Source organism: Nesterenkonia ebinurensis (assembly GCF_008711175.1).
GTDB classification, from domain to species: domain Bacteria; phylum Actinomycetota; class Actinomycetes; order Actinomycetales; family Micrococcaceae; genus Nesterenkonia; species Nesterenkonia ebinurensis.
Genome location: NZ_VWNF01000047.1, coordinates 79067 through 96808, shown reverse-complemented (window position 1 = coordinate 96808; position 17742 = coordinate 79067). Strand labels below are relative to the sequence as shown.

21 protein-coding genes are annotated in these 17742 nt (G+C 64.9%); 13 read left to right on the top strand and 8 right to left on the bottom strand.

Annotated elements, in window-relative coordinates:
• The first annotated feature begins 12 nt into the window (after positions 1-12).
• Genes F0311_RS14855 through F0311_RS14840 form a run of 4 tightly spaced genes read left to right on the top strand, consistent with a single transcriptional unit; the run spans position 13 to position 4818 of the window.
• Positions 13-2166 carry an acetyl/propionyl/methylcrotonyl-CoA carboxylase subunit alpha gene (locus tag F0311_RS14855; RefSeq protein ID WP_150462726.1) on the top strand — a complete coding sequence of 718 codons (2154 nt, stop codon included), beginning with the start codon at positions 13-15 and terminating at the stop codon, positions 2164-2166.
• On the top strand, positions 2166-3329 hold the full coding sequence (locus F0311_RS14850) for an acyl-CoA dehydrogenase family protein (RefSeq protein ID WP_150462725.1): 1164 nt from the start codon (positions 2166-2168) through the stop codon (positions 3327-3329). The genes F0311_RS14855 and F0311_RS14850 overlap by 1 nt, the downstream gene beginning before the upstream one ends.
• Positions 3330-3331: 2 nt before the next feature.
• Positions 3332-3907, top strand: a complete 576-nt coding sequence (locus F0311_RS14845; protein ID WP_150462724.1) for a MaoC family dehydratase — start codon at positions 3332-3334, stop codon at positions 3905-3907.
• Between the two features lie 32 nt (positions 3908-3939).
• The gene (locus F0311_RS14840; protein ID WP_150462723.1) at positions 3940-4818 is read left to right on the top strand and encodes an HpcH/HpaI aldolase/citrate lyase family protein; all 879 of its coding nucleotides are present in this window, start codon (positions 3940-3942) and stop codon (positions 4816-4818) included.
• 72 nt (positions 4819-4890) lie between these two features.
• Here F0311_RS14840 and F0311_RS14835 read toward each other — a convergent pair whose 3' ends face one another.
• The 4 genes from F0311_RS14835 to F0311_RS14820 all read right to left on the bottom strand — a co-directional run bounded on the left by F0311_RS14835 (position 4891) and on the right by F0311_RS14820 (position 7292).
• Entirely contained in the window at positions 4891-5391 is a 501-nt protein-coding gene (locus F0311_RS14835) for an NUDIX hydrolase (RefSeq protein ID WP_150462722.1), read from the bottom strand.
• A 72-nt stretch (positions 5392-5463) separates the two neighbouring features.
• On the bottom strand, positions 5464-5979 hold the full coding sequence (locus F0311_RS14830) for a prepilin peptidase (protein ID WP_191089958.1): 516 nt from the start codon (positions 5977-5979) through the stop codon (positions 5464-5466).
• A gap of 1 nt (position 5980) precedes the next feature.
• Positions 5981-6613, bottom strand: a complete 633-nt coding sequence (locus F0311_RS14825; protein ID WP_150462720.1) for a carbonic anhydrase — start codon at positions 6611-6613, stop codon at positions 5981-5983.
• Positions 6606-7292: a DUF4245 domain-containing protein gene (locus F0311_RS14820; RefSeq protein WP_150462719.1), complete on the bottom strand. Its 687-nt coding sequence runs from the start codon at positions 7290-7292 to the stop codon at positions 6606-6608. Before F0311_RS14820 ends, F0311_RS14825 begins: the two co-directional genes overlap by 8 nt.
• 120 nt (positions 7293-7412) lie before the next feature.
• On the opposite strand from F0311_RS14820, the gene glpX reads away from it, so the two are divergent.
• From glpX to F0311_RS14805, 3 genes are all read left to right on the top strand, one after another.
• The gene (glpX, locus tag F0311_RS14815) at positions 7413-8459 is read left to right on the top strand and encodes a class II fructose-bisphosphatase (RefSeq protein ID WP_150462718.1); all 1047 of its coding nucleotides are present in this window, start codon (positions 7413-7415) and stop codon (positions 8457-8459) included.
• 363 nt (positions 8460-8822) lie between these two features.
• Positions 8823-9059, top strand: coding sequence for a hypothetical protein (locus tag F0311_RS14810; protein WP_150462717.1), 237 nt, complete (start codon positions 8823-8825; stop codon positions 9057-9059).
• A gap of 6 nt (positions 9060-9065) precedes the next feature.
• Positions 9066-9488: a PIN domain-containing protein gene (locus F0311_RS14805; protein WP_150462716.1), complete on the top strand. Its 423-nt coding sequence runs from the start codon at positions 9066-9068 to the stop codon at positions 9486-9488.
• On the opposite strand, the gene F0311_RS14800 is transcribed toward F0311_RS14805, so the two are convergent.
• A complete protein-coding gene (locus tag F0311_RS14800) occupies positions 9422-9715 on the bottom strand; it encodes a hypothetical protein (protein WP_150462715.1) in 294 nt (97 codons plus the stop codon). The two genes, F0311_RS14805 and F0311_RS14800, sit on opposite strands and share 67 nt — an antisense overlap.
• Before the next feature lie 313 nt (positions 9716-10028).
• Between F0311_RS14800 and F0311_RS14795 the strand changes: the two genes are divergently transcribed.
• Positions 10029-10562, top strand: coding sequence for a DinB family protein (locus F0311_RS14795; protein WP_150462714.1), 534 nt, complete (start codon positions 10029-10031; stop codon positions 10560-10562).
• Position 10563: 1 nt separating this feature from the next.
• On the opposite strand, the gene F0311_RS14790 is transcribed toward F0311_RS14795, so the two are convergent.
• The gene (locus F0311_RS14790; RefSeq protein ID WP_150462713.1) at positions 10564-10821 is read right to left on the bottom strand and encodes a hypothetical protein; all 258 of its coding nucleotides are present in this window, start codon (positions 10819-10821) and stop codon (positions 10564-10566) included.
• 25 nt (positions 10822-10846) lie between these two features.
• Positions 10847-11968 carry a S8 family serine peptidase gene (locus tag F0311_RS14785; protein WP_223881394.1) on the bottom strand — a complete coding sequence of 374 codons (1122 nt, stop codon included), beginning with the start codon at positions 11966-11968 and terminating at the stop codon, positions 10847-10849.
• Between the two features lie 134 nt (positions 11969-12102).
• On the opposite strand from F0311_RS14785, the gene F0311_RS14780 reads away from it, so the two are divergent.
• From F0311_RS14780 to F0311_RS14765, 4 genes are all read left to right on the top strand, one after another.
• The gene (locus F0311_RS14780) at positions 12103-13422 is read left to right on the top strand and encodes a 5-(carboxyamino)imidazole ribonucleotide synthase (protein ID WP_223881393.1); all 1320 of its coding nucleotides are present in this window, start codon (positions 12103-12105) and stop codon (positions 13420-13422) included.
• Positions 13419-13997, top strand: coding sequence for a 5-(carboxyamino)imidazole ribonucleotide mutase (gene purE, locus F0311_RS14775; protein WP_150462711.1), 579 nt, complete (start codon positions 13419-13421; stop codon positions 13995-13997). Before F0311_RS14780 ends, purE begins: the two co-directional genes overlap by 4 nt.
• A complete protein-coding gene (locus F0311_RS14770) occupies positions 13994-15652 on the top strand; it encodes an LCP family glycopolymer transferase (protein ID WP_150462710.1) in 1659 nt (552 codons plus the stop codon). The genes purE and F0311_RS14770 overlap by 4 nt, the downstream gene beginning before the upstream one ends.
• Before the next feature lie 63 nt (positions 15653-15715).
• Positions 15716-16306 carry a GtrA family protein gene (locus tag F0311_RS14765; RefSeq protein ID WP_150462709.1) on the top strand — a complete coding sequence of 197 codons (591 nt, stop codon included), beginning with the start codon at positions 15716-15718 and terminating at the stop codon, positions 16304-16306.
• A 3-nt stretch (positions 16307-16309) separates the two neighbouring features.
• Here F0311_RS14765 and F0311_RS14760 read toward each other — a convergent pair whose 3' ends face one another.
• Positions 16310-16981, bottom strand: coding sequence for a TIGR03089 family protein (locus tag F0311_RS14760; protein WP_191089957.1), 672 nt, complete (start codon positions 16979-16981; stop codon positions 16310-16312).
• Between the two features lie 203 nt (positions 16982-17184).
• Here F0311_RS14760 and F0311_RS18835 point away from each other — a divergent pair, with 203 nt between their 5' ends.
• Positions 17185-17730, top strand: a complete 546-nt coding sequence (locus F0311_RS18835) for a WhiB family transcriptional regulator (RefSeq protein WP_150462707.1) — start codon at positions 17185-17187, stop codon at positions 17728-17730.
• Positions 17731-17742: the final 12 nt, after the last annotated feature.

The window sequence follows — 17742 nt, the reverse complement described above, 5'->3', positions numbered from 1 at the left end:
GATGTGAGGGGAATGTTCTCTACAGTTCTCGTTGCTAATCGCGGTGAGATCGCCCGCCGGGTGATCCGCACCCTGCGTGCACTGGGCATCCGATCGGCGGCGGTCTATGCTGAAGGCGACCGCGGGCCGCATGTGCAGGAGGCCGACCTGGCGGTCTGCATCGGCCCGGCCGGGGCGTTGGGGACTCTGGCGTCTGGCACCGGTGCAGATTCGAGGGAATCAGTGCGGGCCGCGTCCAGGGCCTACCTGGATATTGAGGCGATCATCGGCGCTGCCCAGCAGACCGGGGCTGAGGCCATTCATCCCGGCTACGGGTTCCTCTCTGAGAACCCGGCCTTCGCCCGTGCCTGCGCTGAGGCCGGTATCACCTTCATCGGACCAGATCCTCATGCCCTGGAGGTGATGGGGGATAAGATCCGGGCCAAGAACCATGTGGCCGCCGCAGGAGTGCCGCTGGTGGAGGGCATCAGCGAGCCAGGACTGAGCGACGAGCAGCTCATCGTCGCAGCCCAGGGGATGACCTACCCGGTGCTGATCAAACCCTCAGCCGGCGGCGGGGGCAAAGGCATGCACGTGGTGGAGGCACCGGAGGCACTGCCCGAGACTCTGAGGACCGCCCGACGGGTGGCCAAGGCGGCTTTCGGCGATGACACCCTGCTCATCGAGCAGCTCATCCGCTCACCGAGGCATATCGAGGTGCAGATCCTCGCCGATGCCCATGGCAATGTGATCCATCTGGGGGAGCGGGAATGCTCCCTGCAACGCCGCCACCAGAAGGTCATTGAGGAAGCGCCCTCTGTGCTGCTGGACGAAGCCACCCGGGCCCGGATCGGAGCTGCGGCCTGCGAGACTGCGCGCAGCGTGGACTACCGGGGTGCTGGCACCGTGGAGTTCCTGGTGCCCGCAGATGCTCCGGAGACGTTCTACTTCATGGAGATGAACACCCGGCTGCAGGTGGAACACCCGGTGACTGAGCAGATCACCGGAATCGACTTGGTGGCCCAGCAGATCCGGATCGCCGCTGGACTGTCACTGGAGGTGAGCCAGAACGAGACCCGATTGAGCCGAGCCAAGCCCGGAGCTGGCTCCGGCTCTTCCGAGGCGATTGAGAAGCATGAGCGAGGCGACGTGGCCCTCACCGGTCACTCGGTGGAGGCCAGGGTCTATGCTGAGGATCCCGGTGCCGGTTTCATGCCCAGCACCGGAAAGATCCTGCACTACCGCGAGCCGGAAGGTACAGGCATTCGCATCGACTCCGGGATTGAGCACGGGCAGGAAATCGGCACCGGCTATGACCCCATGTTGGCCAAGATCATCGCTACCGGGGCCGACCGGGAGCAGGCCTTCGCCCGCCTGGAACAGGCCCTGGGCGAGACCGTGATCCTCGGGGTGACCACCAACATCAGCTTCCTCAAGCTGTTGGCTGCCGACCCCCAGGTGCGGGCCGGGCAGATGGACACCACCCTCATTGAGCGCAGGCTGCCCGAGATGGAATTCCCGGCCCCCAAGCCGCATCATGCTCAAATCGCAGTGATCAGTGCTAGTCCCCTCGGCGGGCAGATCCTGCGCGGATCTCGAAGCCGTGCGGGCCACCTCAGGCAGATCCCGGCCACTGCACCTCAAGATCCCCACGGTCCCCCCGAGTCCTGGCGTCTTGACGGCTGGCGAATCGGCCAGGCCGTCCCCGCCCGGTATCAGGTCATTCCCGCCGGGGCTGCCCCGGAGGCGGAACCCTTCACCGTGACCGTGGAGGACCCGATCTGCTCAGGGGAGAATGTGTTCAGTGCGGTGGCTTCGTCCTCGCGGGAAGGCGCTGAGGTCTGGATCCACACCCAGGACTACGCTGGGGCGTTCACCGTGCTGGACCACCAGGCCCAGGTGCTGCGCCACCTTAGCCAGATTGACGCCGAGCACACTGAGGCTGCACCAGAGCTCACCGCGCCGATGCCAGGCACCGTGGTAAGTGTGGGCGTCGTCGGCGGTTCTGCAGTCATCGCCGGGCAGGTGCTGGTCACGATTGAAGCGATGAAGATGGAGCACCAGCTCCCCGCACCGCTGGGCGGCACAGCACGGATCCACGTGACCGAGGGCCAGACCGTGAAGCTGGGCCAGGTGCTCGCCGCTGTAGAGGCTGACGCTGAAGAACCCGAGAGTAAGGACATCTGATGACCACGCTGCTATCCGAAGAGCACCAGGCACTGGCTGAATCGGTCCGCGAGTTCGCTGAACAGGTGATCGCCCCGGTCTCGGCCAAGCACGACGCCGAGCACAGCTTCCCCTACGAGATCATCGCCCAGATGGGCAGTATGGGCCTGTTCGGCCTGCCCTTCGACGAGGAGTACGGAGGAGAGGGCGGGGACTACCTGGCCTTCTGCCTGGCCTTGGAAGAGATCGCCAAGGTCGACCAGTCGGTGGCGATCACCCTGGAGGCCGGGGTGGGGCTGGGCGCGATGCCCATCTACCGTTATGGGACTGAAGAGCAGAAGCAGAAGTGGCTGCCGGACCTGCTCTCAGCCAAGCGATTGGCCGGGTTCGGGCTCACTGAGTCCGACGCCGGCTCAGACGCCTCAGGGACCAGGACCACCGCCAAGCTGGTGGACGGGACATGGGTGATCGATGGCACCAAGGAATTCATCACCAATTCCGGCACCGACATCACCTCCCTGGTCACCGTCACCGCGGTCACCGGCACCAGCAAGGCAACGGACGGGTCCACCACAAAGGAGATCTCCACGATTATTGTGCCCAGTGGCACCCCGGGGTTCGCGGTGGGCGCAGGCTATGACAAAGTCGGCTGGAACGCCTCTGACACTCACCCGCTGAGCTTTACCGAGGCTCGGGTGCCTCAGGAACACCTGCTGGGCGAGCGGGGCCGCGGCTACGCCAATTTTCTGGGCATTTTGGATGAGGGCAGGGTGGCCATCGCGGCCCTGGCTACCGGGGCTGCGCAGGGCTGCGTGGATCAGGCGGTGCGGTACGCCAAGGAGCGTAAGACCTTCGGCTCCCCGATCAGCAGCTACCAGGGCATCAGCTTCAAGATCGCCCGTATGCAGGCCCGGGCGCATACCGCCCGGCTGGCCTACTACCAAGCGGCCCAGTTGATAGCGGCGGGCAAACCGTTCAAGACCCAGGCCTCTATCGCCAAGCTGGTGGCCGGGGAGGCCGCCATGGACAACGCCCGCGACGCCACCCAGATCTTCGGCGGCTACGGATTCATCAACGAGTACACCGTGGCCCGCCACTACCGCGACTCCAAGATCCTGGAGGTCGGTGAGGGCACCACCGAAGTCCAGCTGATGCTCATCGCACGCTCCCTGGGGCTGGACTGATCATGACTGACAACCAGCCGCAGAACGCGCATAGGGTCATCCAACAGCGCGGACTGTACTTCGATGAGCTCGAGGTCGGCACCGTGTTCAAGCACGCCCCCGGGCGCACCGTCACTGAGGCCGACAACGTACTGTTCACCACCCTGACCATGAACACCCAGTCCCTGCACCTGGATGCGCACTGGGCAGCCGATCAGCCTTTCGGCCAGCCGCTGGTGAACTCCATGTTCACCCTGGCCACTCTGGTGGGCGCCTCGGTGGCACAGCTGACCCAGGGCACCATCGTGGCCAACCTGGGCTTCGGGTCGGTGAACTTCCCGCACCCGCTCTACCATGGCGACACCCTGTACTCAGAGTCGGAGATCCTGGCCAAGCGGGAGTCCGCCTCCCGGCCGGGGCAGGGGATCGTCACCATCAAGCACACCGGGCGCAACCAGCAGGGCACTGTAGTGGCGCAGTGTACCCGGAATGTGATGTTGTGGATGAAAGACCACCACGACAACGGTGCCCGATTGACTCAGGAGAAGACCGGAGCTGCCTCAGAGTCTTCCGAGCCGATTGAGGGTAGGCGCGCGTGAGCGCGCCACGCCGCCTGAGGGAGACAGAGCCCATGACCACCACCCATCCCTTCAACGGGCCCTCATTCACGCTGGGGCCCGCACTGCTGTTCTGCCCGGCGGACCGTCCCGAGCGGTATGCGAAGGCCGCGGAACGTGCTGATGCGGTGATCCTGGACCTGGAGGATGCGGTGGCTTGTGGGGACAAACCGGGAGCCCGGCAGGCGCTGGCCGAACACTTCTCCAGCGCTGACCAGAAGCTGGTGGAGCGCACGGTGGTGCGGGTCAACCCCGCCGGCACTGAGGACTTCGAGGCTGATTTGGGTGTGCTGGATGAGCATCTTCCCCAATATGTCATGTTGGCCAAGACGCAGAGCGGGGCGGACATTCAGGCCATGCACGCCCGGCTGCCGCAGGCCCAGGTGATTGCCCTGGTGGAGACCGCCGCCGGGGCGGCGGCCGCCTATGAGATCGCTGAGCATCCGGCCACTGCCGCGGTCATGTGGGGTGCGGAGGACCTGATCGTCTCCCTGGGAGGCACCTCATCTCGGCACACTGACGGCACATACCGGGACATTGCCCGGTATGTGCGCTCCACGGTGCTGTTAGCTGCAGCCTCCCGGGGCAAGGCCGCGGTGGACTCGATCTATGCCGATATCGCTGATGCTGAGGGGCTGGCTGCTGAGGCAGCAGATGCGGTGGGCAGCGGGTTCGCCGCCAAAGCCTGCATCCACCCGGCGCAGGTGCAGACCATCCGGCAGGCCTACCGGCCCACTGAGGATGAGCTCGAGTATGCCCGCGCCCTGCTGGCCGAGGTCGATAAGCACGGCGCGGGGGTCTTCCAGTTCCGCGGTGCGATGATCGACGGCCCGCTCATCCGCCACGCCGAACTGGTGGTCCGGCGCGCCGCAGCCACAGCCCGTCCCCGCTGAGTGCATGATTTGTGCAGTAGTTTGGCCTTACAACACCCGGAGATACTGCACAAATCATGCACTGGACGATTTTCAGCTCCTGAAGCGGGCCGGAGCGCCGGTTTCCAGCGCCCAGTCGATGCGTTCGGTGTGCTGCCTGGTGAAGGGCTCTGGCAGGGCGTTCGCGGGGAACCAGCCGACCTGGGTGGACTCATCATCAGCCACCACAGGCTTGCCTGAGACGTACTCCATCTCAAAGGAAATATCAGTGAACCGACAGCGGTCCCCATTGGGGTAGACCACCAGCCCGTGGTCGGAGACCCCGGTGACCCGCACCGGCCGGGTGGTCACCCCCGTCTCTTCCGCCACCTCACGCACTGCGGCGGCCCCGGGTTCCTCGCCCGGTTCCATGATCCCTGAGGTCGCGCCCCAGTTCCCGTTGTCCGAGCGCTTCACCAACAGCACCTGGGGCACAGGAAGCTCTCTCCCGTCGTCGTCGGCGCGTCGCACCACCACAGCAGTCACCCCTGGAAGGAAGAGCTCCCTGTGCCCGATGTCTTTGCGCAGGTCCTTGATGTACTCCGGAGTCGGCACGTTCGCTCGCTTCCCCTCTCATCGCGTCGCGCTAAGCCGGGCTCCGGCTCGCTCTCTTGCCACACTACCGTCTCAGCTGAGGATCAGCGCCCCGGCCGCACCGAGGATCAGGAACGGGCCGAAGGCGATCCGGCTGGTGCTGGTGGCGCGGCGGGTCAGCAGCAGCCAGAGTGAGACCAGTCCGCCGAGCAGGAAGGAGAGTACGACCCCGCCGGCGAACGTCTCCCAGCTGATAAACCCGGTGTACATGCCCAGCACCACGGCTAATTTCACATCTCCCATGCCGAGTGAGGGCGGGTGGAGCAGCCGGACCATCAGGAACAGCAGGCCCCAGGAAAGCCCTGCGGTCACCGCTCGGCCCAGGGCGGCGATATCGGTGAGCAGAAAGGTCACCAGCACCAGCAGTCCGAAGGTGCACCCTGCCCAGGGGTAGATGATCCGGTTGGGCAGCCGGTGCTGGTTGAGGTCGATGAACGCCAGAGCAGTGCCGCATACTGCGAAGGCTGCCCCGCCGGCTAACAGCAGTACTGCGGCCACGATCTGTGCGGCAGATCCGGAGGTGAGCAGCTGACCGATCAGAGAGAACACGTCAGCTCTCCAGCGCTCCGATCTTGGAGACCACATCTGTAGCACCTTCGGCCAGCCGGTAGGTCACCCCGACCACCGCGGTACGGCCGGCGTCCACTGCATCGAAGAGCACCCGGGAGTGGCTGGTCATCCGTTCAGCGGTCTGCTTGACGTGCTCCTCCACGGTCTCGTTGATGCTCAGCGCGCCGGCCCGGTTGGCCGCAAGCACAGAGGGGAAGATCCGCTCCACCAGGTCACGCACATAGCCGCCGGGCAGCTCACCGGTCTCAGCCGAGCGGACCGCAGCCTGCACCGCTCCGCAGGAGTCGTGCCCGAGCACAACGATCAGCGGGACCTTCAGCACATCCACGCTGAACTCCAGGGAACCCATCACCGCATCGTCGATCACCTGTCCGGCAGTGCGGACCACGAACACGTCGCCGAGGCCCACGTCGAAGATGATCTCGGCGGCCAGCCGGGAGTCAGAACAGCCGAAGATCGCCGCCATCGGGTGCTGGGACTCAGTCAGTGAGGAGCGGCGGGCCGCATTCTGATTCGGATGGCGGACCTCCCCGCTGACAAAGCGCTGGTTGCCCTCTTTCAACAGCTGCCAGGCCTCTGCCGGGGTTGGTTGCTTATGGGCTTCCTCACTCATCGGCACTCTCCGGATCCTCGGTGATCTCCATCCACTCTGCGTCGTCGTCCCCTACCGGGTCAGGCAGCTCGGCACCGATGGAATCGATGATGGCATCCAGACCGGCCTGCAGCTCCTCCGGCTCAGCGTCACTGCTGATCACCACCGTGGTGCCGTCAATAGTGTTGTTCTCCGCCTCCAGCACAAAGTACTGGCGCCCGGCGGCCTCCCGGGTCTCGAACTCCAGGCCGCTGATGGTGGTGGTGCCGGTGGGATCAGCCAGATTGGTCTCGGAGTTCACCCAGCCGGGGGTCGCCTCATCGGTCTGCGCGAAGCCCACGAAGTTCACCTCGGCGGTGGTGTAGCCGACCTCCCAGACGTCCACACTGTGCTCGGCGCGGGTGTCCCAGCGGGCGTAATTGGCGGTCCATCCCTCGGGGACCTCCGGGGAGATGGGGGAGTACTCGGTGACACTGTTGGTCCAGACTGCAGCCTCTTGAACGTCCTCGTCACGGGTGTAGGGGGTGTTCGGCTCAGGGTTGGCGAACCACATCACCGCCAGAATCCCGCACAGTACGACCATAGTGATGACCATGCCCATCAGCGGGGTGCGCAGCCGCTTGGCCTGGGACTCGGTGATCTGAACAGCGTCGGACTGGGGTGCCTGCTCAGTGGCTCGTTCGGGGGCTTGCTGACTCACGGGCCCATTCTCTCACTTTTGGCGCTTGCTGCAGGCGCCATGCGGTGCCCGATATGCTGGAGGTCCAGCTGCGACAACGAGGTCAGCGGCGTACCGGTAAGCGGAAGGTGAACACAGACGATGACCGCAGGCACCACAGAGACTGCCCACCAGGACGACGACTTCTCCCACCTGAACCCTCGGCTGGCGGTGGGCGATGACGAACCGGACCGCAACCTGGCCCTGGAACTGGTCCGGGTCACTGAGGCCGCTGCGATAGCCGGTGGCGCCTGGGTGGGCAAGGGTGATAAGAACGGTGCCGACGGCGCGGCGGTGGATGCCATGCGCTCGCTGCTGGACACGGTCAACCTCAACGGCGTGGTGGTCATCGGTGAGGGCGAGAAGGACGAAGCCCCTATGCTGTTCAACGGTGAGCACGTGGGCAACGGCGCCGGCCCGGAGGCCGATGTGGCCGTAGACCCCATTGACGGCACCAGGCTGACCGCTCTGGGCTATGACAACGCGCTGGCCGTGCTGGCAGTGGCTGAACGCGGCTCCATGTTCGACCCCTCTGCGGTGTTCTATATGGACAAGCTGGTGACCGGTCCGGAGGCCGCCGATATGGTGGACCTGCGGTTGCCGGTCAAGCAGAACCTGCACCTGATCGCCAAGGCCACGGGCAAGAGCGTGGATCAGCTCAACGTGTGTGTGCTGGACCGCCCTCGGCACGCCAAACTGGTGGAGGAGATCCGTGCCGCTGGAGCGCGCACCCGGTTCATTATGGACGGGGATGTGGCTGGGGCCATCGCCGCAGCTCGGCCCGGTACCGGGGTGGATGTGCTGATGGGTGCCGGCGGCACCCCGGAGGGGATCGTGGCCGCCTGCGCGATCAAGGCTATCGGCGGGGTCATCCAGGGCCGGTTGGCGCCTAAGGATGATGAGGAGAAGCAGAAAGCCATCGACGCCGGGCACAACGTGGACCAGATCCTCACCACCGATGAACTGGTCACCTCCGACAACTGCTATTTCGCCGCTACCGGTATCACCGATGGCGACCTGCTGCGCGGTGTTCGCTATCAGGGCGACCATGTGTCCACCCAGTCGATGGTGATGCGCTCCAAGTCCGGAACCGTGCGGATCGTAGAGGCCGAGCACCATCGGAGGAAGTGGGAGTCGTATACCAGGTAGGGAGTATCGCCCCGGGTCAGGGCGTTATTTCCCGGAACTTTCCGCCGTATTCACAGCATCGATCTTTAGAGATCGGCTCATCACGGACTCCACAAGGGCCCGCGTAACTTCCTGGTGAGTGCTTTGCAGGTGCGAGCACCCTGATGAGAGTCACCGTCTCGACTTTTCTGTTGTAGGGATATTGAAGAGCGTGACGTGGGCTGATAAAAAGGTCACTCGTTTCAAGGGCAGGTCAAGCCCCGAGAAGTCACTGGATAGACTGCCTGATATGGGCACGCAGCGAACGGTTCCAGTGGATCTGATGCAGGCCCTTGGTCCGTTGGGCACTCGAGACGTTTAGGCCGTGGAAGTATACTAGGTGTCATGAAGACCACGCTGGATATCGATGAGCCTACTCTGGTGGCAGCCCGCCGGTATGCGGCGTCACGCGGCATAAGTGTGGATGAGGCCATCTCCTATCTGACCCGGTTCGCCATCGACGTCGAAGACGACCCGGTTGTCCGCGCGCGTCACCGTGGATTCCCCATGATGGAACCTCGCCCTGGTCACAAGGTGACGCACCAGATGGTCGAAGAGGCTCTGGACGAGATCGACTACTGACCTCGCGTGTCCACGCTCTACATTCCTGATGTCAACGTTCTGCTGCCCCTGCTGAATCCCGAGCACGAGGGCAACGCCCGTGCCCATGCCTGGCTGGAATCTGTCGAGCGCTTCGCTACTACGCCTGTTACTGAATCCGGAACTATCCGTCTGCTGATGAATCCAGCTACCGGAGACCGCACCTTCGCCGAGGCCGTTGATTTGGTGCAAGGGCTGTTCACCGACGCCAGAGTACAGTTTCTCCCGGATACGGGAACCCTGCGAAAAGCTCGGGTCAATCTGAGCCAAGTGCGCGGTTTCCGCCAGGTCACAGACTTCCAGCTCATTAATCTCGCTGTCACCCATAACGCGGTGCTGGCCACCTACGATTCGAAGATCCTCGAGGCTCTTGTTTCGTCTGATCGGCGGTACGTTGATGTTATCCCTTGATCCCGAGCAGGGCTGTCCAGGGCGATCACCGCGCCCATGTTCTCGACGTGGAAGCGGACGGCGACGCTGTCGCGGGCAATTTCCAGTAGGCGGTTGAAGGTGCTGCCGCAGTAGTGGAACGTTAGCTCGGGGAACGTGGTCTGGAAGCTCTCGATGCCGGCGCGGGTGACGAACTTCAGGTGCCTCACGTCCTCGGTCTCCGGCACGGTCCGGAAGAGCTCCGGCATTGAGGAAGTGATTCTGGCGGACCCCGTTGCTGATCAGCTGCACGTCGTCTACTGCGATCGCCCTGTTCATGGGCGTCACGACCGCTGCAGTGAATCAGCACCTGCGGGCTCTGGCCCGTGCGGGGCTTCTCCAGACGAGCCGATTCGGGAGATACGTCCTCTACGAGCGTACGGAACTCGCTGATCGGCTCATCGCGGCTGGCTGAGTGTTGCAGGCATCCTGCAGGTTCGCCCCTGACAGCGACAGGGCACTCACGGAGATCCGCCTCTGGCGCATACTCTCCAACGAGCCGCCACTATAGAGTTGGGGGGCATGACGCAGGCACCTGAGCGAACACATCTCCCGCATTCCGGAACAGAGCTGGAGCTGCTGACCGGCTTCTTGGAGTTCCACCGGCAGACCCTGACCATCAAGTGCAGTGGACTCACCGGTGATCAGCTGAACACGCCGCTGCCGCCCAGCAGTATGACCCTGGCCGGGATGCTCAAGCACCTGGCCCTGGTGGAGGACAACTGGTTCTCTGTGGTTCTGCACGGCAACCCAGACGCGGAGTACTGGAAAGATGTGGACTGGGGATCCGATGCGGACTGGGACTGGAACTCCGCCGTCGAGAACAGCCCTGAGGAACTGTTCGACCTGTGGGAGCGCGCCGTCCTCCGTTCCCGCCAACTGCTGGAGGAGGCGCTCGCTGACGGCGGCCTGGAGCAGCTGGCGGTGCGTCAGATGCACAGCGGCGGACAGGTCTCCCTGCGCTGGATCCTCATCCATATGATCGAGGAGTACGCCCGCCACAACGGCCACGCCGACCTCATCCGCGAATCCCTCGACGGGACCACAGGCGAGTAACCTACTGCACCTCCGAGTCGGGCGGTCTGAGACGGTGACGCCTGGAGACGTCGACCGAGGCGATGCCGTCGACAGCGGCAAGCATCTGACGGGTCGAGCCCTCGGCCTGGCCCGTCAGCTCTGTGCGCCCGGTGACCTGGCCCAGAGCGGACAGCACGCGCTCGACCTTCAGTCCTGCGGCCGCCAGCTCAGCAACCACCTCGTCGATACGATAGAGGTCAGCATCCGCCACGGTGATCACCCATTCCTGCTCGGCCATATCCGGTGCCCCTGAGCGCTCCTGGTCAGTCCTGCCCGTCCGGAACCCTGGCCAGCCCGGCCCCGATATCCTCGGCGGCCTCATCATCGAGCGCTGCGGCGTGATCGACCAGTCGCTCCCACAGCTCCTCCCCGCGGAGCTCACTGACCCCGCAGATCAGAGCGGCGATGCCTGCCACATGGGGAGTGGCCATCGAAGTGCCGCTGATGCTGCGGTGGCGCTCTGCGCCGGGCCAGGCGGAATGAACCTCCACACCGGGAGCTGCGAGATTCACCTCACCTCCCTCCTCGGGGAGTGAGCGGGCGGAGAAGTCAGCAGTGCGCAGCTGCGCGTCCACAGCCGCCACGGCCATGATGTGCGGACTGTTCGCCGGCGCCCCGACGAACCCGTAGTCGCCCGCGCTGCGTTGCGCGTTGTTCCCGGCGGCAGCGATGATCAGCGACCCGCTCTCCAACGCACGGCGTCCGGCGGCCACATAGGGCGGGTGCACCTCAGGCACATCAGCGCCCAGCGACATGGAGATGATCTGGCAGTCGTGCTGCAGAGCCCAGTCGATGCCAGCCAGGATCGAAGTGTCCGAGCCGGATCCATCATCACCGAGCACCTTGCCCGAGTAGATCTCAGCTTCCGAAGCCACCCCGTACCCCGGTCCGGTCTCCGGCCGCCAGGGGCCGCAGGCAGTGCCGATGCAGTGGGTTCCGTGGCCATGGGCGTCGGCCGGCCCCTCACCGTCCACAAAAGACTCTGCGACCACACTCCTGGTGGCGAAGTCCGGGTGGTCAGCGTCGAAGCCGGTGTCCAGCACTGCCACCCGCACCCCGGCGCCGGCGTGCCCGGCTTCCTGCGCGGTGGTGATCCCGATGGCCTGCAGCCCCCAGGTCAGTTCCGCGGTGTCGGTAAACTGCCTGACAGCAGAGTCAGTGATGGCGTAGTAGGTCAGCTCCGGGGCGAAGCTCATCGGGCGGTTCTGCTCCCGGCATCGGGTGCTGAAAGACTCCAGCTGCCCGGACTCCCCCTCCACCACGCCGATGCCCAGGCGGGGGAAGTAGGTCTCCGTGGAGAAGCCATGTGAGCTGAGCAGCCCTGGGGCCTCGTCCTGCAGCACTGACGTATCCGGGGTGTCGAATGTCACCACGAACCGTGCCATGGTTGATCCTTCCTTCCTCGACTGGCGACCGCCCTCACCACAGTAGCCTCGGAGTCTGCGTATTCGCCGAGTGCGGTCCCTGGTGGCGTTGCGCTTTAGCAGGTGATCAGTCTCAGCGCGCATAATGGGGGACTGTGAATACTTCAGGTGTGAAGGCCAGCGCCACAGCAGCCGGCCGAGAGACGGCGACGCATACACGCGCCGAAGGGTCCGGAACTGTGCCCAAGGTGGGCGTGCTCGGCGACGGCCAGCTGGCCCGCATGATGGCCCCGGCCGCCGTGGAGCTCGGCATCGAGCTGCACCTGCTGGCCGGCTCCGAGACTGCATCGGCCGCCCAGGTCATCCCGCACACCACTATCGGCGACTACCGCAGCCCTCAGGACGTGCTGGCCTTTGCTGAAGGCCTGGACGCCATCACCTTCGACCACGAGCATGTCCCCGCTGAGGTGCTCTCTGTGCTCGCCGAAGCCGGAATCACCATGAATCCCACCCCCGAGGCGCTCATTTACGCCCAGGACAAGCTGGCCATGCGCCGTGCGGTGGAGGACCTCGGCCTGCCCAACCCGCAGTGGGCGCAGGTGCACACCCCCGATGACCTGATCAGCTTGGGGAACTCCGTGGGCTGGCCGGTGGTGCTCAAAACCCCGCGCGGCGGCTACGACGGCAAAGGTGTGATGCTCATCGAGGACGCCGCGGCCGCCACGGGTTCTGACGACGTCGCCAGTTGGTTCCAGCGCGCCAAGGACGCTGGCACCGGCCTGCTCGCCGAACAGAGGGTGCCCTGCACCCGGGAACTCTCCGCCCAGGTGGCCCGCCGGGCCTCAGGCTCCACCGCGGCCTACCCGGTGGTGGAATCAAACCAGACCGATGGGGTCTGCGATGAGGTGATCGCTCCGGCTCCGCGCACCTCACCGGCCCATCTGGCCGAGGCCGAGCGCATTGCCACCACCATCGCCGAGAAGCTCGGAGTCACCGGGATGCTGGCCGTGGAGCTTTTTGAAGTCTCTGAGACTGACACCAGCACCGATATGCCTGCTGGACTCTACGTCAACGAACTGGCCATGCGTCCGCACAACTCCGGACACTGGACCATCGACGGCTCAGTGACCAGCCAGTTCGAGCAGCACCTGCGGGCGGTGCTCAACCTGCCCCTGGGCGCGACCTCAGTGGCTGGCGGGGCCGGCGGCTATGTGGTGATGAAGAACCTGCTCGGCGGAGTCAATCAGGACCTGCACTCTGCGGTCCACGCCGCGATGCGCCGATCCGGGGTCTCCAAGATTCACCTCTACGGCAAGGAGCCCAAGCCCGGCCGCAAGATCGGGCACGTGAATATTCTCTCCCAGACCACCAACCCCCACGAGAGTTTTGAGGCCACCCGCAGCCGGCTGCACCGGGTCCGCCAGACTGCCGCAGAGGTGGCTCAGATCCTCACCGAAGGCGAGGAGGAAGAATGAGCGCAGATACCGCAGCCCCAGGGACAGCTACAAAGACGGGCACCGCGCCCCAGGTCGGGCTCGTGATGGGCTCCAACTCCGACTGGCCGGTGATGAAAGCCGCCGCCGAGGCACTGGAAGAGTTCGGCATCCCCTTTGAGGCCGACGTGGTCTCCGCCCACCGGATGGCCGCCGAGATGATCGACTACGGCAAGCAGGCCCACACCCGCGGCCTGCGGGTGATCATTGCCGGCGCCGGGGGAGCAGCGCACCTGCCCGGCATGCTGGCCTCAGTCACCCCGCTTCCGGTGATTGGTGTACCAGTGCCTCTGAAACATCTGGACGGGATGGATTCGCTGCTCTCGATTGTGCAGATGCCCGCAGGCGTGCCGGTGGCCACTGTCTCGGTGGGTGGGGCCCGCAACGCAGGTCTGCTGGCCGTACGCACTCTGGCGGCAGGAAACGACGACGCCGCAGCGCAGCTCCGTGCCCAACTGATAGATTTTCAGGCCGAGCTTTCCGCCCAAGCCCACGCCAAAGGAGAGGCCCTGCGCGCCGAAGCGGCTGAGATGAAGGGCTGCCGTCCGCGGAGATGATCGCTCCCACCATCACCTATCACGAGTTCCGTGGCCAGAATGATGTGCTGCGCAACCCGCGGGCCGCCAGCGCTCGTGAGCGCACCAAGCGCGCGTCCATCCTCACCGCGCTGACCCTGTTCATCCCCGGTGGAGCACAGATCGCCGCCGGCTCCCGTGGCCTGGGCCGACTGGCGCTGGCGGTCACCGTGGGCTGCTGGTTCACCCTGCTGCTGGGCATCACCATGTACTTCACCATGCGCTCAGTGCTGCTGACCGCCCTGACCCAGCCGTTCATCATGTGGGCCGGCTCCATCATCCTGGTCGCCCTGGCGATCGGCTGGCTGATCCTGTGGCTGGACACCTTTCGGCTCATCCGCTTCGGCCAGCTGGCACCCGGTTTCAAACCAATCATCGCGGTGCTGCTGATCCTGTTCACCACGCTGACCTCAGGCGGACTGGCCTATGCCGCCCATATGCTCAACGACGCCCGGCACGCCCTGGCCGGAATCTTCGGAGCAGGCTCAGCGGTGGAGGCTGAGGATGGCCGCTACAACTTCCTGCTGCTGGGCGCCGATGCGGGCGAGGGCCGGGAGGGCCTGCGCCCGGACTCCATCCACGTGGTCTCGGTCAACCAGGCCACCTCCGAGACCATCATCGTCTCCATCCCGCGCAACTTCCAGAACGCCCAGTTCGCCGAAGGCTCCCCGATGCGGGATATCTACCCCAACGGCTACAACTGCGGCAATGAGTGCATCATCAACTTCCTCTACACCGAGGTGCACAACAGTTACAGCCACCTCTATCCGGAGGCCCAGGATCCCGGTGCGGCCGCCATGATGGACGCCGCCTCCGGTACCCTGGACCTGGCCATCCACGGCTATGTGATGGTGGATATGGGCGGGTTCTCCGAGCTCATTGACGCGATGGGCGGGATCACCGTGGAGTCGGGCGGTTGGGTGCCCTACCGGGGCCGCCACCCGGAGACCAACCAATGGGGTAATCGCTGGTTCGAGCCTGGCACTCTGGAGCTGGACGGAACGGATGCTCTTTCCTTTGCCCGTTCCCGCGACTACAGCAACGACTTCAACCGCATCCAGCGCCAGCAGTGTGTTCAGCAGGCGATGATCGGGCAGTTCACCCCGCAGACACTGCTCACCCGGTTCACCGAAATCATGGGGGCCGGGGAGAACATCGTGGAGACTGACCTGCCTCAGGCTCAGCTGGGCAGCCTGCTTGATCTTGCTGCGGACGCCCAGCAGCACACTCCGCAGCGGCTGACCTTGGGCGCGCCCGATTTCGGCACCGCTGGGGAGCTGTTCTCCACCTACCCGGATTTCGACCAGATTTATGCCCGGCTGGATGAACTGATGGCCAATGAGGGAGATCACGACGAGGCCCCGACCGCCGAGGAGCCCGAGGCCCAGACCGAGCCCGACTCCCCGGAGGAGGCCGTTGACCCGGAGGGCGCGCCGCCCGGTCCCACCCCGGAGCATACCGATGAGGCCGTGGCGGAGGACGAGCCCGGGGAGCAGGAGACCGCAGACCCGGTTGAGCTCACCCAGCCCGACGGCTCGCCGCTGACCGAGGTGTACCTCATCGAGGCCCAGCAGCGCGGCGAGACCGGCATCCTGGAGCAGGCCGCCAGCACCAATGGTGACTGTTCCGCTGGGTGAGGTGCGAGGCGAAGCCGAGCATGCCGGCGGAAAGCGCACCACCAACACTGGTAACATCGCCCGGTGATCAAATCCTTGTGGGACCGCGGAGTGGGCCTGTTCCGCCTGCTGTGGCGGGAACTGGCCAGATTCGGCACTGTGGGCGCGGTGGCTTTCGTGATTGACTCCGCCATCTTCATCTGGCTGATCACCGGGCCCATGGATGACTCCCACGTGAAGTCCAAGGCCATCTCGGTGGCCGTGGCCACCGTCTTCTCCTGGCTGGGCAACCGCTACTGGACCTTCCGGCACCAGCGCACCCGCACCCGGATGCGCGAACTGACGATGTTCATCCTGATGAATCTGATCGGGCTGCTCATCATGTCCGGCTGCGTGGCCTTCAGCTACTACATCCTGGGCCTGACCAGCGAGCTGGCCTCCTTCGTCTCCGGCTCGATCATCGGCATGGGCCTGGCTATGGTCTTCCGGTTCGTGGCCTATAAGTTCTGGGTCTTCACCGGGACCGGCGACGCTGACACAGTCAAAGCCGCAGCCCAAGCCGCGCCCTACACCGACAGTGCTGGTCCCGCCGGCGGGCCAGGTCAGGAGACCCCGTTCGGCTCTCGACCGGAGGCAGGACCGGCTCTCACGCCTAAAAACGCCGATGAAACCTAGACGTTAAATCCCCTCGTTGCGGCGGATCTGCTTGCGCAGTTCACCGCTGGGCTCACCATCGCACAGTACAACGACGCCGCCGGCCGCCCAGGTGCCCAGCATCTGGGGATAGGTTTCCGCGGTCCACTGGGTGACCAGCAGCGGATCTCCTGTTCCAGCAGTCTCTGGTAGAGGAGTCGAAGGCAGTGGAAACATCAGCTGATCAGGCTGCTGGCGCACCTCTGCGGAGATGTCCAGTACCCAGGCTTCCAGCTGCTCACCGGTGGCCTCCTCGAACGAGACGTCTAGCATCCCGTGGCTGAGTGCAGCTAATTCGGCATCCCCCAGGGTCTGGCTGCTGGTCCACTCACCCGGCCGGTCGGTGATCACCAGGACGGCGTCGTCGTTCTCTGCGCCCAGGCTGACCCCTGTGCCCATCGTGCCGGCGGCAAGGAGCACAGCTGCGGCCTTCCAATGCACCGCGGTGTCCAGCACCACTTGCTCACCAGGAGCAAGCCCCGGCTCATCAGCGAACAAGCCGATCAGCTTGGCGGCCCAATTGCCGAGCACTCGGCCCGAAAGCTCAATGCGAGCACCGTCTGGGGCATAGAAGACCACCGCCGGCTGGGGCCTGGAGCCTAAGAACTCCAGCAGTTCTGTAAATTCTGTGGGAACTTTTGCTGACGAGTTTCCCAAGCTCAGCGGGCACATGAGGAGATGTCCTTCCCAAAAAGGTACTGGTCACGGCGTCGTCGTTGGTGTGATGAAGCTCTGGTGCACCCTGAGCGACTCGCCGGACGCACTTGACGAATGTTTACTCACACCAGTGTAATTAGGGTCAGACATTGACCGTGACGAACTGAAGCAAGCGCCTAACAAGCGCCGGGGAGGCCCACACTATGGGGAAGGCACAGCGGCTGAGTGACATCAGTCCCGAACAGGAGCAGGCACCAGTGCGCAGCAGCGGCCTGAATGTGCCCAACGACTGGTTCGTAGACCCCGCCGACCCCACCGCCGCCGAGAAGCTGGAGCACGGTAAGGCGCTGGAGGACCAGGCCACCGCATTCCTGGCCGCAGCCGAGGCGGCCGTGGCCAGGACCGAGGGCACCGTGACCGCACTGAGTGAGGCGCCTTCCCGCCGCACCCAGTCCGACACCGCCCAGGAGGACTCTGAGTCTGTATGGCTGGGCATCCCCACTCTGATCCCCGCCGAGCAGATCGAAGGTGAGCTGGCCTGGCAGGTCGACGCGCTCTGCGCCCAGACCGACCCTGAGGCCTTCTTCCCGGAGAAGGGCGGCTCCACCCGGGACGCCAAGAAAGTCTGCGGAGCCTGCACCGTCAAGCAAGAATGCCTGGACTATGCACTGGCCAATGATGAACGCTTCGGCATCTGGGGCGGGCTGTCCGAGCGGGAGCGCAGAAAGCTCAAGAGGCGAGCCCGATAGGTGACCAACACC

What these genes read in the sequence shown, in the direction of transcription:
- F0311_RS14855 (WP_150462726.1), top strand. Translation starts at nt 13, where the DNA reads ATGTTCTCTACAGTTCTCGTTGCTAATCGCGGTGAGATCGCCCGCCGG.
- F0311_RS14850 (WP_150462725.1), top strand. Translation starts at nt 2,166, where the DNA reads ATGACCACGCTGCTATCCGAAGAGCACCAGGCACTGGCTGAATCGGTC.
- F0311_RS14845 (WP_150462724.1), top strand. Translation starts at nt 3,332, where the DNA reads ATGACTGACAACCAGCCGCAGAACGCGCATAGGGTCATCCAACAGCGC.
- F0311_RS14840 (WP_150462723.1), top strand. Translation starts at nt 3,940, where the DNA reads ATGACCACCACCCATCCCTTCAACGGGCCCTCATTCACGCTGGGGCCC.
- F0311_RS14825 (WP_150462720.1), bottom strand. Translation starts at nt 6,613, where the DNA reads ATGAGTGAGGAAGCCCATAAGCAACCAACCCCGGCAGAGGCCTGGCAG.
- glpX (WP_150462718.1), top strand. Translation starts at nt 7,413, where the DNA reads ATGACCGCAGGCACCACAGAGACTGCCCACCAGGACGACGACTTCTCC.
- F0311_RS14810 (WP_150462717.1), top strand. Translation starts at nt 8,823, where the DNA reads ATGAAGACCACGCTGGATATCGATGAGCCTACTCTGGTGGCAGCCCGC.
- F0311_RS14800 (WP_150462715.1), bottom strand. Translation starts at nt 9,715, where the DNA reads ATGCCGGAGCTCTTCCGGACCGTGCCGGAGACCGAGGACGTGAGGCAC.
- F0311_RS14795 (WP_150462714.1), top strand. Translation starts at nt 10,029, where the DNA reads ATGACGCAGGCACCTGAGCGAACACATCTCCCGCATTCCGGAACAGAG.
- F0311_RS14790 (WP_150462713.1), bottom strand. Translation starts at nt 10,821, where the DNA reads ATGGCCGAGCAGGAATGGGTGATCACCGTGGCGGATGCTGACCTCTAT.
- F0311_RS14785 (WP_223881394.1), bottom strand. Translation starts at nt 11,968, where the DNA reads ATGGCACGGTTCGTGGTGACATTCGACACCCCGGATACGTCAGTGCTG.
- purE (WP_150462711.1), top strand. Translation starts at nt 13,419, where the DNA reads ATGAGCGCAGATACCGCAGCCCCAGGGACAGCTACAAAGACGGGCACC.
- F0311_RS14770 (WP_150462710.1), top strand. Translation starts at nt 13,994, where the DNA reads ATGATCGCTCCCACCATCACCTATCACGAGTTCCGTGGCCAGAATGAT.
- F0311_RS18835 (WP_150462707.1), top strand. Translation starts at nt 17,185, where the DNA reads ATGGGGAAGGCACAGCGGCTGAGTGACATCAGTCCCGAACAGGAGCAG.